The sequence below is a fragment of the Streptomyces sp. NPDC013157 genome, from assembly GCF_042899865.1.
GTDB lineage: Bacteria > Actinomycetota > Actinomycetes > Streptomycetales > Streptomycetaceae > Streptomyces.
Genome location: NZ_JBIBAK010000002.1, coordinates 1 through 13,177, shown reverse-complemented (window position 1 = coordinate 13,177; position 13,177 = coordinate 1). Strand labels below are relative to the sequence as shown.

General features: G+C 69.4%; 9 protein-coding genes, 1 pseudogene and 1 CRISPR repeat array. Of the genes and pseudogenes, 4 read left to right on the top strand and 6 right to left on the bottom strand.

Going from position 1 to position 13,177, the window contains the following annotated elements; genetic code table 11:
• Window positions 1–41: 41 nt before the first annotated feature.
• Both ACFY6U_RS05435 and ACFY6U_RS05430 read right to left on the bottom strand, forming a co-directional pair.
• The gene (locus ACFY6U_RS05435) at window positions 42–602 is read right to left on the bottom strand and encodes an SDR family NAD(P)-dependent oxidoreductase (RefSeq protein ID WP_390035220.1); all 561 of its coding nucleotides are present in this window, start codon (window positions 600–602) and stop codon (window positions 42–44) included.
• Window positions 603–808: 206 nt separating this feature from the next.
• Window positions 809–1,219: a hypothetical protein gene (locus ACFY6U_RS05430; RefSeq protein ID WP_390035219.1), complete on the bottom strand. Its 411-nt coding sequence runs from the start codon at window positions 1,217–1,219 to the stop codon at window positions 809–811.
• Here ACFY6U_RS05430 and ACFY6U_RS05425 point away from each other — a divergent pair.
• On the top strand, window positions 1,127–1,615 hold the full coding sequence (locus ACFY6U_RS05425) for a helix-turn-helix domain-containing protein (RefSeq protein ID WP_390036500.1): 489 nt from the start codon (window positions 1,127–1,129) through the stop codon (window positions 1,613–1,615). The two genes, ACFY6U_RS05430 and ACFY6U_RS05425, sit on opposite strands and share 93 nt — an antisense overlap.
• 482 nt (window positions 1,616–2,097) lie before the next feature.
• Here the strand turns inward: ACFY6U_RS05425 and ACFY6U_RS05420 are convergent, their stop codons facing one another.
• The 3 genes from ACFY6U_RS05420 to ACFY6U_RS05410 form a co-directional block, all read right to left on the bottom strand.
• Window positions 2,098–2,928: an enoyl-CoA hydratase/isomerase family protein gene (locus ACFY6U_RS05420; protein WP_390035218.1), complete on the bottom strand. Its 831-nt coding sequence runs from the start codon at window positions 2,926–2,928 to the stop codon at window positions 2,098–2,100.
• A 380-nt stretch (window positions 2,929–3,308) separates the two neighbouring features.
• Window positions 3,309–4,007 carry an SDR family oxidoreductase gene (locus tag ACFY6U_RS05415; RefSeq protein ID WP_355493073.1) on the bottom strand — a complete coding sequence of 233 codons (699 nt, stop codon included), beginning with the start codon at window positions 4,005–4,007 and terminating at the stop codon, window positions 3,309–3,311.
• Between the two features lie 422 nt (window positions 4,008–4,429).
• On the bottom strand, window positions 4,430–4,669 hold the full coding sequence (locus ACFY6U_RS05410; RefSeq protein ID WP_390035217.1) for a hypothetical protein: 240 nt from the start codon (window positions 4,667–4,669) through the stop codon (window positions 4,430–4,432).
• A 492-nt stretch (window positions 4,670–5,161) separates the two neighbouring features.
• On the opposite strand from ACFY6U_RS05410, the gene ACFY6U_RS05405 reads away from it, so the two are divergent.
• From ACFY6U_RS05405 to ACFY6U_RS05395, 3 genes and pseudogenes are all read left to right on the top strand, one after another.
• Window positions 5,162–7,441 carry a hypothetical protein gene (locus tag ACFY6U_RS05405; RefSeq protein WP_390035216.1) on the top strand — a complete coding sequence of 760 codons (2,280 nt, stop codon included), beginning with the start codon at window positions 5,162–5,164 and terminating at the stop codon, window positions 7,439–7,441.
• Window positions 7,438–7,848, top strand: coding sequence for a hypothetical protein (locus tag ACFY6U_RS05400; RefSeq protein ID WP_390035215.1), 411 nt, complete (start codon window positions 7,438–7,440; stop codon window positions 7,846–7,848). Before ACFY6U_RS05405 ends, ACFY6U_RS05400 begins: the two co-directional genes overlap by 4 nt.
• Window positions 7,849–7,986: 138 nt before the next feature.
• Window positions 7,987–8,550, top strand: a pseudogene (locus ACFY6U_RS05395) (transposase); the annotation flags it as partial.
• Window positions 8,551–9,184: 634 nt separating this feature from the next.
• Window positions 9,185–9,882: direct repeats of the CRISPR family, unit length 29 nt; unit sequence GTCCGCTCCGCGCCCGCGGAGGTGTCCCG.
• Window positions 9,883–10,173: 291 nt separating this feature from the next.
• Here ACFY6U_RS05395 and ACFY6U_RS05390 read toward each other — a convergent pair.
• Window positions 10,174–12,849 carry a Helicase associated domain protein gene (locus tag ACFY6U_RS05390; protein ID WP_390035214.1) on the bottom strand — a complete coding sequence of 892 codons (2,676 nt, stop codon included), beginning with the start codon at window positions 12,847–12,849 and terminating at the stop codon, window positions 10,174–10,176.
• Window positions 12,850–13,177: the final 328 nt, after the last annotated feature.

The following is a 13,177-nucleotide window of genomic DNA, read 5'->3' as shown; positions in this document are numbered from 1 at the left end:
AGGATCCGCGTCGACGCCGTTTCTGATCATGTCCGTCTGGATCAGGGAGAAGCAGGCAGTGGTGGCGGAGGCGCCGTGGGGGGGGCGAGTTCCACGCGCAGTCCGCGCCCGAGCTGCTCGACCGCGGCCTTGCTCATGGCGCAGGGAATGGCCCCGATGCCGTTGAGGAAGGCGAAGACCGAACCGATCAGGACGGCCTGGCCCTGGTTGGCGATGATCTGCTCCATCGCCGCGTTGACGGTGTTGACGACGCCGTTGATGTTCACGGCCAGCACCTTGTCGATCGCGGGTGCGGGCGTGGCACGAAGTGTGGAGCCCTGCCCCATGATGCCGGCGTTCGCGATCGCGATGTCGACCCGCCCGAACCGCTCACACAGGTGGGCCACGGCATCATCGAGCGCGTTGCGGTCGCAGACGTCCGCGGTAAAGCCGACGACGTTGGACGACGAGATGCGGGCTGCGATCTCCGGCGTGTCCGGACGCAGATCCACGATGCCGACCCGTGCGCCGCGGGAGAGGCGGATTCGGGCGGTGGCGCTGCCGAGTCCGCCGGTGCCGCCGGTGATGAGGACGACCTTGTCGGCGAGTTCGTATGGAGTCATGCGGATGCCTCGTCTTCAGTCGTGGGAGGGGGCCGGGTCCCCGTCCGGTGCGGCGAGTGCGGATTCAAAGCCGCGGGGCGGGACCTCGTGGTCACTCGACGGCATACCGCTCGCGTCGCGAGCGCATGTTCACTGCTGCCTGGCTGTGCCGTGCGTACGCCGAGGCGCCCGAGGAAGGCGATTGCCTCGGGCGCCGGGCGCTTGGGTCAGGCTGCGTAGGTGGGGTAGTCGGTGTAGCCGGCCGCGCCACCGCCGTAGAAGGTGGCGGGGTCGGGGGTGTTCAGGGGTGCGCCGGCACGTACGCGCTCGACCAGGTCGGGGTTGGCGAGGGCCATGGAGCCCACGGTGATGACGTCGGCGATGCCGCTGTCGATGTCCTTGGCGCGGGTGGCGATGTCGGTGCCGGCGCGGTTGAGGAGCAGCGTGGTCGGCCACAGCTCGCGCAGCGTGCGCAGGAGTTCCTCGTCGCCGCCGTGGGCGAGGTGCAGGTAGGCGAGGTCGAGGGGGGCGAGGGCGCGTACGAGGTGCGGGTAGAGACAGCTGCCAGGTTGTTCCGCGAGCGCGGCTATGACGCTGTCGGCGTGGCGGAACTGATGGCAGCCGCCGGGTTCACCCATGGCGGGTTCTACAAGCTTCCGCTCCAAGGCCGACCTGATGGCCGAAGCGTCCGCGAGCGGGCTCTCACGGACCGCGGCACGGACAGAAGGCCTGGATCCCGCCGAGTTCGTCGAGAGCTACGTCTCCCGGGAGCATCGCGACGGGCGCGGCGACGGCTGCACCATCGCGGCCCTCAGCGGCGATGCCGCACGTCAGCCGGCGGACATCAAAACAGAGTTCGCAGCCGGGATCGAGAACCTGCTGACGGCCCTTCAGGCCCCAAGCGACACGCCGGGGGATGCGGACCAACGCGCGGCCCGCACCATGGTGATCGACATGCTCGCCCATTCGGTCGGAGCGATCATGCTGTCGCGGGCATGCCCGGACGATTCTCCGCTGGCGGACGAAATCCTTGATGTCTGCCGCAAGGAGATTCTCGCCTCGCTGGCGCACGGCAGCAGCGATCAGCCGGCAGCACTGGGCCCAGAAGCCTGACCGCAGCCGACCGACGCAGGGCCGACCACCCGAGAGTCAGACACTGACGCAAAAGCCTGCGATTTCGAGCCGTTGGTACGGCATTGCAGCAGAAGCCCCCTCAAAGGATGGTCTGCGCCGCTGCCGAGAGCTGTTCATGTGCCGTCGGCGAAGTCACGGCACCGGACGCGAGAACGGTCGGTCCACTTGCACGTGACGACGGTGGGGCATTGGCCGTCGCGTTTTCCGTGTTCGGACCCCGGTGGGTGCGGCGGGGCCCTCCGGCCGGGAGAGCCGGCGGCCGGGCTGCCGTTGAGACGTGCCCGGCCGCCGTGGGAACCCTGATGGGTGGGGGATGGAAGCTGCCCGGGGTGTTGCGGCGCCTACGGGCGCCCTGCGGGGCGCTGCGGTCGGTCGTGGGTGATCAGAGGGCTTCGCTGACCCGGCCGATGTACTCGCCCAGCTGGTACTCGACGTCGAGGCCCTTTTCGGCGGCCAGTGCGCCGAGCCCGACCGCACGCGCGGCGAATCCCGGCTGCGTCAGGGTGCCCGCGAACTCGCCGAAGGAGGCGACCAGGTGGGCGTCCGGCGGCAGTGTCGCCCGGTTGACCTGGGACTTGGCGGTCGCCAGTGCCTGCCGGTCGAAGGAGGCGAGGCGGGCGACGGTCGCGTCGACGAAGGCGTCGAGTTCCGCGTCGGACAGGGTGCGGGTGACCCATCCCCAGCGTTCGGCCAGGTCGGCGTCGTAGTCGGCACTGCCGAGGATGGCCTCGAGCGCCCGGTCGCGGCCGATCGAACGGGGCAGTCGCTCGGCTCCCCCTCCGCCGGGGACGAGGCCGAGGCCGACCTCGGGCTGGCCGAAGAACGCCTTCTCGCGGCTGGCGTAGCGCAGGTCGCAGGCCAGGGCCAGCTCGTTGCCGGCGCCGCGGGTACGGCCCCGGATGGCCGCGATGCTGACGAACGGAGCCTTGCTCAGCCGCAGGACCATGTCGGTCCACACCGGGTTGTCGTCCTCGTGCTCGGGCGTGGGGAGATCGGCGGCCGCGGTGGCGTCGAAGTGGTTGATGAAGAAGTCGGGAAGTTCGCTGGCGAAGACGACGACCTGGATGTCCGGGTCGTTCTCCAGCTCCGAGACGATCTTGTGCAGCGTCACGATGGACTCGGGGATCACCAGGTTCACGGGGGGATTCGAGAACGTGATCCTGGCGGTCCGCGGGGTCGTCCGCTCCAGGCGGATCGTGCTGGGCTGGCTCATGGCGTGGTTTCCATTTCCTGAGGGGTTGGGCTTGCGTGACCGTGATCGCGTCCGGCGACCACGGAGCTGTTGCGCCTGGTGGGGTGCGGGTGTCGCCGACCTGTCACTCGGAGCTGCATCGGCTGGGCCGGCCCCGCCTGCACTTGTGCGGCATGGTGTGGGCTCCGTTCGCGCTGATGGCGAACCATCGCCCGTTCCCCCATTTACATTACGGCCGTAATGTAATAGGCCCGGAAACGCTCAGCAGGCAAGACCCGACACGCGGGGGAACCGTCGGCGGTCGTGTTGCACGTATGGCCGACCGGCGAACCGTAGATGCTGTGCCGTGGCGTTCCCCTGGCGGACGTGCCTGGCGGTTGGCCCGTGGGGGTGGGTGCTCCTCAGGGGAGCTGCGGGTAGAGCACCGAGACGCCCCCGGACAGTGCTGCCTGTGCCTGGCGGGCGGCGTTGTCGGCGAGGATCTCGTAGGCGCCGGCGGCGATGCCGTCCACAGCGATGCGCGCGATGTCGGCCGGGTCGGACTTGGCCGCGTCGACGGTACGGACCATGTCGGTGTCCATGTAGCCCACATGCAGACCGGCCACGCGGATGCCCTGGTCGGCCAGTTGCACGCGCAGGGTGTTGGTGAGCGACCACTCCGCGGACTTGGCGGCGCAGTAGGCGCCGAACTCCGGGAAACTGACCCAGGACAGGCCGGACAGGACGTTCAGCATGGCCCCGCCGCCGTTGGCCGCGATCTGGGGTGCGAAGGCGCGGGCCACCGTCAGGGTGCCGAGGTAGTGGGTGTTCATCTCCAGGCGGATGTCGTCCAGGTCGGCGGTGAGCAGGTCGGCGCCGGTGGAGGAGCCCGCGTTGTTGACCAGGATGGTCACGTCGCCGGTGGCCGCGGCGGCGGCCGCGACGGAAGCGGGGTCGGTGATGTCGAGTGCGATCGGCTTGGCGCCGGGCAGGTCGACCTGGTCGGGATTGCGGGCGCCGGCATAGACGGTGGCGCCGCGGCTGAGCAGTTCGGCGGCGAGGGCCCGGCCGAAGCCCCGGTTCGCTCCGGTGACAAGGGCGGTGCTGGCGGAGAGGTCCATGAAGGTTCCCAGTGAAGTGAAGAGGAGATGACCAGAGCACGGATGGCGTGGCCCGATGCGGCCCAGGTCCATTAAATTACGATCGTAATAGTAAGCGGGCTGAGTCAGTGATCGCAACCGATCCGCCTGGTGTGACAAATCCGTTGATGATCACTAGAGGCCGCGACGTGTTGATCTGGGGTTCTAGTGATCGTTTCAGGATGTCCTTCTGTAGTGTGTTGTGCCTCTGGGCTGGGGCTTCCGTAGGGCTTTGAATGCTGCAGGGCTTCTGAGGTGCAAGTTCAGTGATCGGCTCGGGATGTAGTGATCGGCGTGGGACTTTCCTTGTAGTGCGTAGTTCGGGTGGAGGGGGTTTGTGCTGGTCACCACGAGGAGACAGACGGCCAGGGCGAGCGCGGCGGGCACCGTGCGCTCGAGGACGGTCACCGCAGCGATGACAGTGATGACGACTGCCGCCGTCCGGTGACGTCACGTCGGAGGAGTGCTACCCCGACGCTCTCGCGGAGGCCGAACAGGCCCGGGCCGACGATGCGTTCGCCCTGGAAGCGCGGCACGACGACCAGCGTGAAGACCCTCTGCTGATCGCCCTCGGCAACGCCCGCGCCGCCCGCGAGGCCGCGACCGCGAGATCCGCCCTTCTTGCCTACGGACGGGAGTTCCACGGAGACCGCCCCTACAAGCTCGAACTCCTCGCCAGGGTCGGCGGCATGACACCCTCCGGCATGCGCACTGCCTACACGAGCAGCGAGATCCAGACCGTCGCCGCCAGGTCGGCCGCGCCCCCGACGGCTGCCGCCCCCGCCCCCAGGCCGCCCCGGAGCCCGCATGACCGGCCGCACCGAGACGCCCCGTCGACCTCGATGACGATGCGCGACCGGTCCGGTGTCAGGTCCCTCTGTGGGCAGCCGCTGCGCCTCGCCGTATACCCGGCTCCGGGGTCCCGGCCCTTACGCGGTCGGCCCCGGGGCCGCGACGAGACAACGGCTGTACTTTTCCGGGCAAATCCTGAACAGAGGCTCGGACGGTCCTTTCTGACGGTTCAATAGTTATGCGACTGCCTGCCCGGGTAGTGCCGCACGCTCTCCCACGCCTCGGTCACGGCCGGCGTGTGAAGCCGTTTCCGCTGCCAGACCGGCATCCGGAACGGGTGCGCGGTGCTCCGAGCGGGAACAGACGGCCGACCGCCTCCGGCATCGTGTCGTTCTTGTCGGACTCCTGCCTGCCATCCAGGCCTGGGGCCGCAGCCGCGTACTCCCGTACCCGCTGCCGCCCCCGCCGCCTTTGCTGCGGAGCCGGCTGGAAGGACCTCGATGGCACAGATCTTCAGCCCGCCACCCGCCGACGACCCGTACGGGCTCCTGGATCGCCTGCAGCCGATTCAGCCCCCTACCGGCCAGGCTCGCACCGCGCTCGTCAAGCAGTTCAAGGGCGACCCGCTCGGCGAGCTCGTCGCCGCCACCGCCCTCGGCCCCGAGGCGGCCAAGCATATACGCGCCAAGTTCCCCAAGACGCTGCCCAGCGGGGACAGGGCCGAGCTGCGGATGTTCCAGTCGAGCCCCCTCGCTGGCGCTCTCGTTCTGCAGCCGCGCTTGGCCGATGCCGAGGCATCCCCCGCCGACCCGCTCTACGACCAGCTCATCGAGGCGATCCAGAGCGGTGACACCCTGCCGGACCTGGACGACCTCGTCATCAGCGCCGGCAGGTTCGGCAGTGAGGACGGCTGGCTCGTCCTCGATGTCGACAGTCAGGACAGACTCGAAGTCGCCGTCCGCCGCATCACTGACCAGACCCAGGAGCGCAACGACAAACGCTTTATGGTCGCCACCGAGGGCATCTCGGACCGCATCATCATGGTCCCCCTCGTGATCCGGCATGACGGCAAGGAGACCCGACGCTTCCTCACCGTGGACGGCATCTCGCGCACCACTGCCGCCTTCGCCATCCTGGGCCTTGATCCCGCCGTATGCGCGGTCATGACCCAGGACAGTGTCGGCGACCTCATCCGTGAGAAAGCCCGTGAAGTCAACGGGGAATTGCGCGACCTGCGCGAAGAGTCGACCCGTCTCCGTGCTCAGCCCGAGGGAGCCCGCGGTGAGGGCGAGGCCGGCTTCGCCACGCGCGTCGGTGAGACCGCTGCCCGCTGGCGCGCCCTGCAGTGCGATGTCGAGCTCTGGAGCCCGGCCCCTGATGTGGACGTCCACCGCTTCGTGATGGAGGTCGTCAGCCTGATCCACCACCAGCAGCAGGCCCACTCCCACACCTCCAAGCGCCGCACCATCCACGAGGCTGTGCTGTCCGACTTGACACAGGCCGCACCACAGTCCCTCATCGAGCGCCAGCGCCAGCAGGATCGTGGCCCGCTCCGCAGCGGATGGGACTACCTTGACTGGGCCTACCAGGCCATCGCCGATCTGATCGATCCCACATGGCGCCCGCACATCGCCGCGACCCTGCGCCGTGAACTGAAGATCAGCCGGTGCCACGCCAAGCAGTTCAGCGAGCTGGTCGGAGCCGTCATCAGCCGCCCCCTGCAGTCCCTCGACCGCAAGCACTGGAAGGGAAACGAGCACCAGCAGTCCCGACTTGAGATCGGACAGCGCGCGTGGACCCGCGACGCTATCCCCAAGCACGTATGGAACCGAAAGGACCGCCTGCCGGACTACCGGGTGACGAAGGAGCAGCTGAAAGAATCCGCGGAGGCCGTCAGCAAGGCAGCAGCCGCCGCGCCCCAGGGGCTCGTGAACGACGACAAGCGAATCGAGACCGACGACGCGACGCTCGGCAACCACATCGCATTCCTCCTCGTGGTCGGTGCCATCGCCACGACGTTCACGGGGGCACTGCGCACGGACACAGGATCCGGCCGCCAGACCGAGGACCTGCCGGAGCAGGACATCCCGGCCGCCTTCACCACGGCCCCGGTGTCGGTCGTCCTGGAGATGATGCACGCCTCACCGTGGGGCCCCGCCCAGCTGGAAGAGAACATCACGGCGTTCGTGACCTCGTTCGATGAACGCCGACGTGCCAACCCGCGTCGGATCTCCCCACAGGCCCCGTACAGCCCGCTGGAGGACTTGGAGGCCGACAGCGCGTACATCCGCACCTTCGCGGCCAGCATCGAGAAGGGGCAGGCGGAGAAGCGGGAACAGAAGAGGCTGCAGGAGCGCGCCAAGCAGGCGAACCCGGTGGCCGAGGCGCTGGAGGTCTTGCCCGGCCATCTGCGGGCCGCCGAGACGTCCGTCCAGACACTGCACAGGGCGAGCCTTTCCAAGATCACATGCTCCGCGGAGCTGATGGCCGCGCTCCACGAGCAGGCGGACACAGTGGCCTTCCGACTGAAGGGCCTGAAGATGAATTTGCAGGAACGGGAGCAGAAGGAGGCGGACGCCAACCTCAGCCGACCCGAGGAACGGGGCGAAGGGGACACCCTGTGACGACGCTTCCCCCAGGGATCGCTCCACTGCTGCCAGGCACACTCCTGCGTAGGTCCTACGACCTGGCCGCAGACGCCCTGGGAGACCGGCTGCTGCGCCGGCAACCGGCCAAGATCGCCCTGTGGGCACTACCCGACTACGCGGGCGACGAGTACAAGGCGGTCTACCTCCTCGGTTCGGGAACGTTCGATCTGCTCTACACGGGGTCCACGGGCCGCGGTCCCGGCACCGTCCGGGCGCGCGTCGACGAGCATCGCCGGGACCCCCGCCAAGCCGTGGTCACCTGGGTACTCGTGCTTCCCGTACAGCGCGACGCCGATGCTGAACAGGCCGAAGGAGAGATCGGTCGTTTGCTGGGCAGACCGCCGCTCTCCCGGCGGCTCCCGCGGTCACACCGCACAGGCTGAGCAGTCCGGCCGCCCACGAGCTGACCGAAGACCCGTGTGGCAAATCTGCTAGTGCTTTGACCAGGATGCTTCGCCGGGTTGAGGCTCGTGGCGGTTGGATGGGCGGTGGCTTCCGTTGATCTGACCGTTGGGGGTGTGGTGGCTGAGCCTGTCCGTGTGCGCAGGTTGACCGAGCAGGAGGGGCAGAAGCTGCAGCAGATCGTGCGCCGGGGCAGCACCAGCTCGGTGCGTTACCGGCGCGCGATGATGCTGCTCGCTTCGGCCGGCGGGAACCGGGTGCCGGTGATCGCCCAGCTGGTGCTGGCCGACGAGGACACCGTCCGCGACGTGATCCACCGGTTCAACGAGATCGGCCTGGCCGCTCTGGACCCTCAATGGGCGGGAGGCCGTCCCCGCCTTCTCAGCCCTGACGACGAGGACTTCGTCGTCCAGACGGCCACCACCCGCCCGACCAAACTCGGCCAGCCCTTCACCCGCTGGTCGATCCGCAAACTCGCCGCCTGCTTACGGAAAGTCCACGGCCGCGTGATCCGGATCGGCCGCGAGGCGTTAAGGTGCCTGCTCGCCCGCCGCGGCGTCACCTTCCAGCGCACCAAGACCTGGAAGGAGTCACCGGACCCCGACCGCGACACCAAGCTCGACCGCATCGAGCACGTCCTGGAACGCTTCCTGGACCGGGTGTTCGCGTTCGACGAGTTCGGGCGTGCGCCACGAGGCGCTGAGGAATCGTGCGAGAGGAGGAGCCCGCCGCTGGTCATCGCAGTGACTGGTTGAAGCTGGAGGCAGGGCCACCTCCACTCGCGCGGAGCCGACGCCGGCATCACCGTCGACGACGCCAAGACCTTCGGGACACTTCCGCTTGCGTGGAGCCGACTCGCCGGAGCTGTTGGCCGTCACCGATCCCGCCGGGCCACCTCCGCTCGCGCGGAGCAGACACGGGCTCCGGGCAGGGGATGCGGAAACACGGCGGGACACCTCCGCTCGCACGGAGCTGTCGTCGGCATTATGCTCCGGGCACTCGACCAGCCCGGAACACCTCTGCCGGCACGGAGCCGACCTCCAGCCGCACGAGATCCACCGGGCGATGGCCGGGACACCTCCGCTCGCGCGGAGCCGACCGCAGACCGACAGCGTCCCCGGGCCAGCGGCGCGGTACACCCCCGCTCGCGCGGAGCCGACTTCGACGTCATCTCGACGATGGTCGACGACACCGAGACACCTCCGTTCGCGCGGAGCCGACAACATCAACGGGGCCAGCGCCTTCGGCGGCACCGGGACACCTTCGCTCGCGCGAAGCCGACGACCTCGTCAACGTCGTCACCGGCCGCCCCTGCGGGACACCTCCGCTCCCGCGGAGGTGTCCCGTGCTTTTGCAGCTCGGCCGCTTGCTCGGCCGCGTCCGCTCCGTGCCCGCGGAGGTGTCCCGGCGGGCGGCGGGGACCTGCACGACGCGAAGGGTGTCCGCTCCGCGTCCGCGGAGGTGTCCCGGGACTCACGCAGGCAGTGATCTTCGGTGCGGGGTCTGCTCCGCGCCTGCGGAGGTGTTCCAACCAGGGCCTCAGCGAGACCGCGATCTCCAACGTCCGCTCCGCGCCCGGAGGTGTCCCGGTCGGCGTGGACGAGCGCCTGGCCGACAAGGAGTCCGCTCCGTGCTCGCGGAGGTGTCCCGAGAAACCGACGCCGACAGCGCCGGCCAGCGCCGTCCGCTCCGCGCCCGCGGAGGTGTCCCGCACCGCGACATCGACCTGTTCCGGGCGTCGGCGTCCGCTCCGCGCCCGCGGAGGTGTCCCGTCCTCCAGCTCGAACGTGTGCTTCGCCAGGCTGTCCGCTCCGCGCCCGCGGAGGTGTCCCGGTGCCCAACGGTGACGGGGGTTCGTCAACCAGTCCGCTCCGCGCCCGCGGAGGTGTCCCGACCGGCTACAGCGCCGCCCTGGAGGCGGCGAAGCCCGCTCCGCGCCTGCGGAGGTGTCCCGGCCTCGGGGTCACAGAGGACCTCCTGATCCACGTCCGCTCCGCGCCTGCGGAGGTGTTCCGGCACCGGACTGGCAGCGCCCCGTCGACCAGGCGCCCGCGGAGATGAGCTGACCCTGACCGTCCGGCTGTAGCAGCCGCCCGCGCGGGAATGGCCGGCCGCCTGCCTGTGTTGTGGAGGGTGTGGTTGTGGAGGGGACAGTGTCCCCGGGCCTCACCTATTGCCCATGAGGACGATCGTTCGGCTGAAGCCTCATGGAGCCTTTCGCCGCGTAGGCGACCGCCCTTCACGACCACACACGCCGTCGGCCCGCCCCGAACACGGGACGGGCCACAGCCATGTCCGGCCTCCGTCTACCAGCGCATGCCGAGCGCATCCAGCGCCGTACGCCGCTCCGGGCTTAGCTTCGCGACCCGGCGGCGGGTGTTGTCGAGCCATGCCCCGAGCTTCACGGCCGCCTGCCCGCTGTCCCCATCACCGTCCCCGGTGATCTCAACGTGTTGCCGGGGCACCTGGAGATGCCCCTCCCGCGCGTGGAACTGCCGGGCGGCAGCGAGGTTCGCAGCCCACCGGGCGTCCTGTGACCGGGGCGCACCCGCAACCGGCGCCCCGCCCTCGGCCGCGGGCTCGATCCCCACCGACTCCAGGAGCCACTGCTGCGCGGGCATGAGCCTGTCCCAACCGGCCCGCTGGCCGGCCACCCACACACCGAGGTCCTCGCCCTGGACGATGAGTTCACCAGGCCCGACCGGAAGCGCGCCTCCAGCCTTTACATGAGCGAGCACGAGCCGCAGGCTGCGCTGCCATCCGATCTCCCACACCGGGCACCACCCCGGGTCCACGTCGGCCAGAGCCTCCATACGCCCCGGTGACAGCTCCCCAGCGTAGGAGACGCCCGTTTCCCCGGCCGCCCGCCGTTCGGCGTTCTCAGCCGCCCTGCGGGCCGCAGCACGGGCGTTCTTGACCCAGACACCAATGGGGAAGTTGTCGCCGCCCCACACCGCCGTGGTCGGCGGGAGCAGATGCCCGTGCACCGCGGCGTACGATCGGGCGACGGCGAGGCCGGCCTCCCACGCGGACGCCTGCACCGACCACACCATCCCCAACGCCTCCAGCTGCTCCACGCGCGAGGCCTCCAGCGTCCCAGCCGCGTAGTACCGCCTATGATCGGCCACCCACACCCCCAGCGGATGCCCGCCGACCGCGCCCCAGTCCTCCGGCGTGACGTACGTGTACGGCACCCGCAGCTTCGTACTGCCGGTCTCGCGCAGCCACCGGGTGGCGGCTTCGATCCCGCGCCGCCAGTACGCGGCCTCGGGGTCGATGACCCGCAGCCGGACGAACTGCGCGAGGGCGGCCGGGTCGCGTTCCTCGCTGAACCTGAGCACCCCGGCCGCCGCCGCACCGACCCGGACGACGTCCTCCTCCTGGCCGCCGTCCTCGCCGTCGTAGTCGTTGCCCTGGTCCTGGCCGCCGCCGTCCTCACCCGTCGCCGGACGGGCGTTGCGGACCCGAGGGTCGGCAAGCGCCTCGATCGTGTCCGAGTCGTGCGCCCGGAGCGCCCCGAGGATCTTCGCGAGGGTCCCGTACGCATCTGAGGTGAGCAGTTCGTTCGCGTCCTCGCCTTCCCCGAGGAATACCGGAACGATCAGAGTGGCGAGTTTCCCGACCCCCGGCCGCATCCGCAGAGCACGTCCGACCATCTGCACGATATCCACCATCGAGCCACGCGCATCCGCGAAAAGCACCGCGTCACATTCGGCCGTGTCGACGCCCTCACCCAGAACACGCACCGACGAAAGGACACGCAGTTCCGCGCGCACATTCCGGCCCTCAAAACCGCCACCCCCGAGGAAATCGGACGCGAATTCCTCCAGCACACGGTGGCGGTGCGCAGGTGCGTGCTCGCCGTACAGCCACTGCGCCCACACCTGCTCGACCGGCGGGAACGTCTCGGGGTCGTCCTCGGCGAGCCGGGCCGCCGTCACCGGCACGGCGGCCGCCATCGCCTCCGCCTCACCGACCCGGCTGTGGAAGGACAGCACCCGCCGGAAGCGCTCCTCAACTGCCGCCCGCATGAGGCCGGTCTGCACGGCCGCCAGCCGCGCCCCACGGACCGCGTCGGAGCCGGTCGCCTCCGTGGTGAGCGCGGCGTAGAGGTCGGGGTCACGGATGTCCAGGCACAGCACCTGATACGGCGCCACCAAACCGAGCCGGATCGCCTCGGACAGCTTCAGCTTGTACGACACCGGCCCGAAAACCTCGGAGTCCTCATCCATGGAGGCGACCAGCCGCGGGCGGTCTCCGTCGGCCTCCCACACCCGCGCCGTCGCGGTCATGTACAGCCGCCGCACCGCCGGGACTTGGGCCTGATCGTGCACGGCCGCCCACGGCTTCCCGGCGTCACCGCTGACCCGGTGGGCCTCGTCCACGACCATCAGGTCCCACACCGGCAAACCCGCAGCATGAGCCCGCTGAAGCGTCCCCATACCCACCGACGCATAGGTCGCGAACACCGTGACCGTCTCACCGCCGGCCGTCCACGCGATCAGCTCATCCGGGTCCGTCGTGCACGGCACACCCTGACTGTCCGCACCCCGCAGCGAACACACCCCGATCATCGCCCCGCGACGCCCGCCCGCACGCCACGCGGCAGCCATCTGCAACAGCAGATCCAACGTCGGCACCAACACCAGCACCCGGCGCGCCGAAAGACGATTCGCCGATTCCACCCCGATCAGGGTTTTACCGGATCCTGTAGCGGCGATGACCTGAGTCCGCAGCCCCTCGGACGGGATTCCCTTTCCCGGCCGCTCCGAGAGATTCCGGAGCACCGAATCCACCGCCTCAACCTGATGCGGACGCAATTCCATGTGAGCCACAAGACCTCGCATTCTCAGAGTTCGGGGAGGGTGTATGGAGTCAGCCCAGAACTGATCCCGGCTCGAAAATGACGCTACGCCAGAGACGAGACTCATAGGGCATATTGAGTTCGAATCACCTTCGCCCCAGCGAGGGAGCGCAACCATGTCATCATCCCAGAATCAAGCTCAAAGAAGAAGTGACGCACCAGATTTTTCCGGAACCGGAACTGATCCTCAAAGTTGACGGATCGTCACATCAGGTCCGCCGTTCGCGATACCCCACTGCCCCCTGTGGCTGCCGCCCCTTCCTGACTGCGGAGCAGTCAGGTCCCGGGCCAGCGCGGAGCGTTGGTCCGGCAGGGCGGGCACGGAGTGCCTGCCCGGTCCCGGACGGAGTCCGGGACCCCCTCCGGCGGAGCCGGAGGGGCCGGCGCGTAGCGCCGGTAAGCGTCGCGTAGCGACGCCGCGTCGCGTCTGCGGAGCAGACCGCGCG

Coding starts and splice junctions, on each gene's coding strand:
- ACFY6U_RS05435 (WP_390035220.1), bottom strand. CDS start 602: ATGACTCCATACGAACTCGCCGACAAGGTCGTCCTCATCACCGGCGGC.
- ACFY6U_RS05430 (WP_390035219.1), bottom strand. CDS start 1,219: ATGGGTGAACCCGGCGGCTGCCATCAGTTCCGCCACGCCGACAGCGTC.
- ACFY6U_RS05420 (WP_390035218.1), bottom strand. CDS start 2,928: ATGAGCCAGCCCAGCACGATCCGCCTGGAGCGGACGACCCCGCGGACC.
- ACFY6U_RS05415 (WP_355493073.1), bottom strand. CDS start 4,007: ATGGACCTCTCCGCCAGCACCGCCCTTGTCACCGGAGCGAACCGGGGC.
- ACFY6U_RS05390 (WP_390035214.1), bottom strand. CDS start 12,849: ATGGTTGCGCTCCCTCGCTGGGGCGAAGGTGATTCGAACTCAATATGC.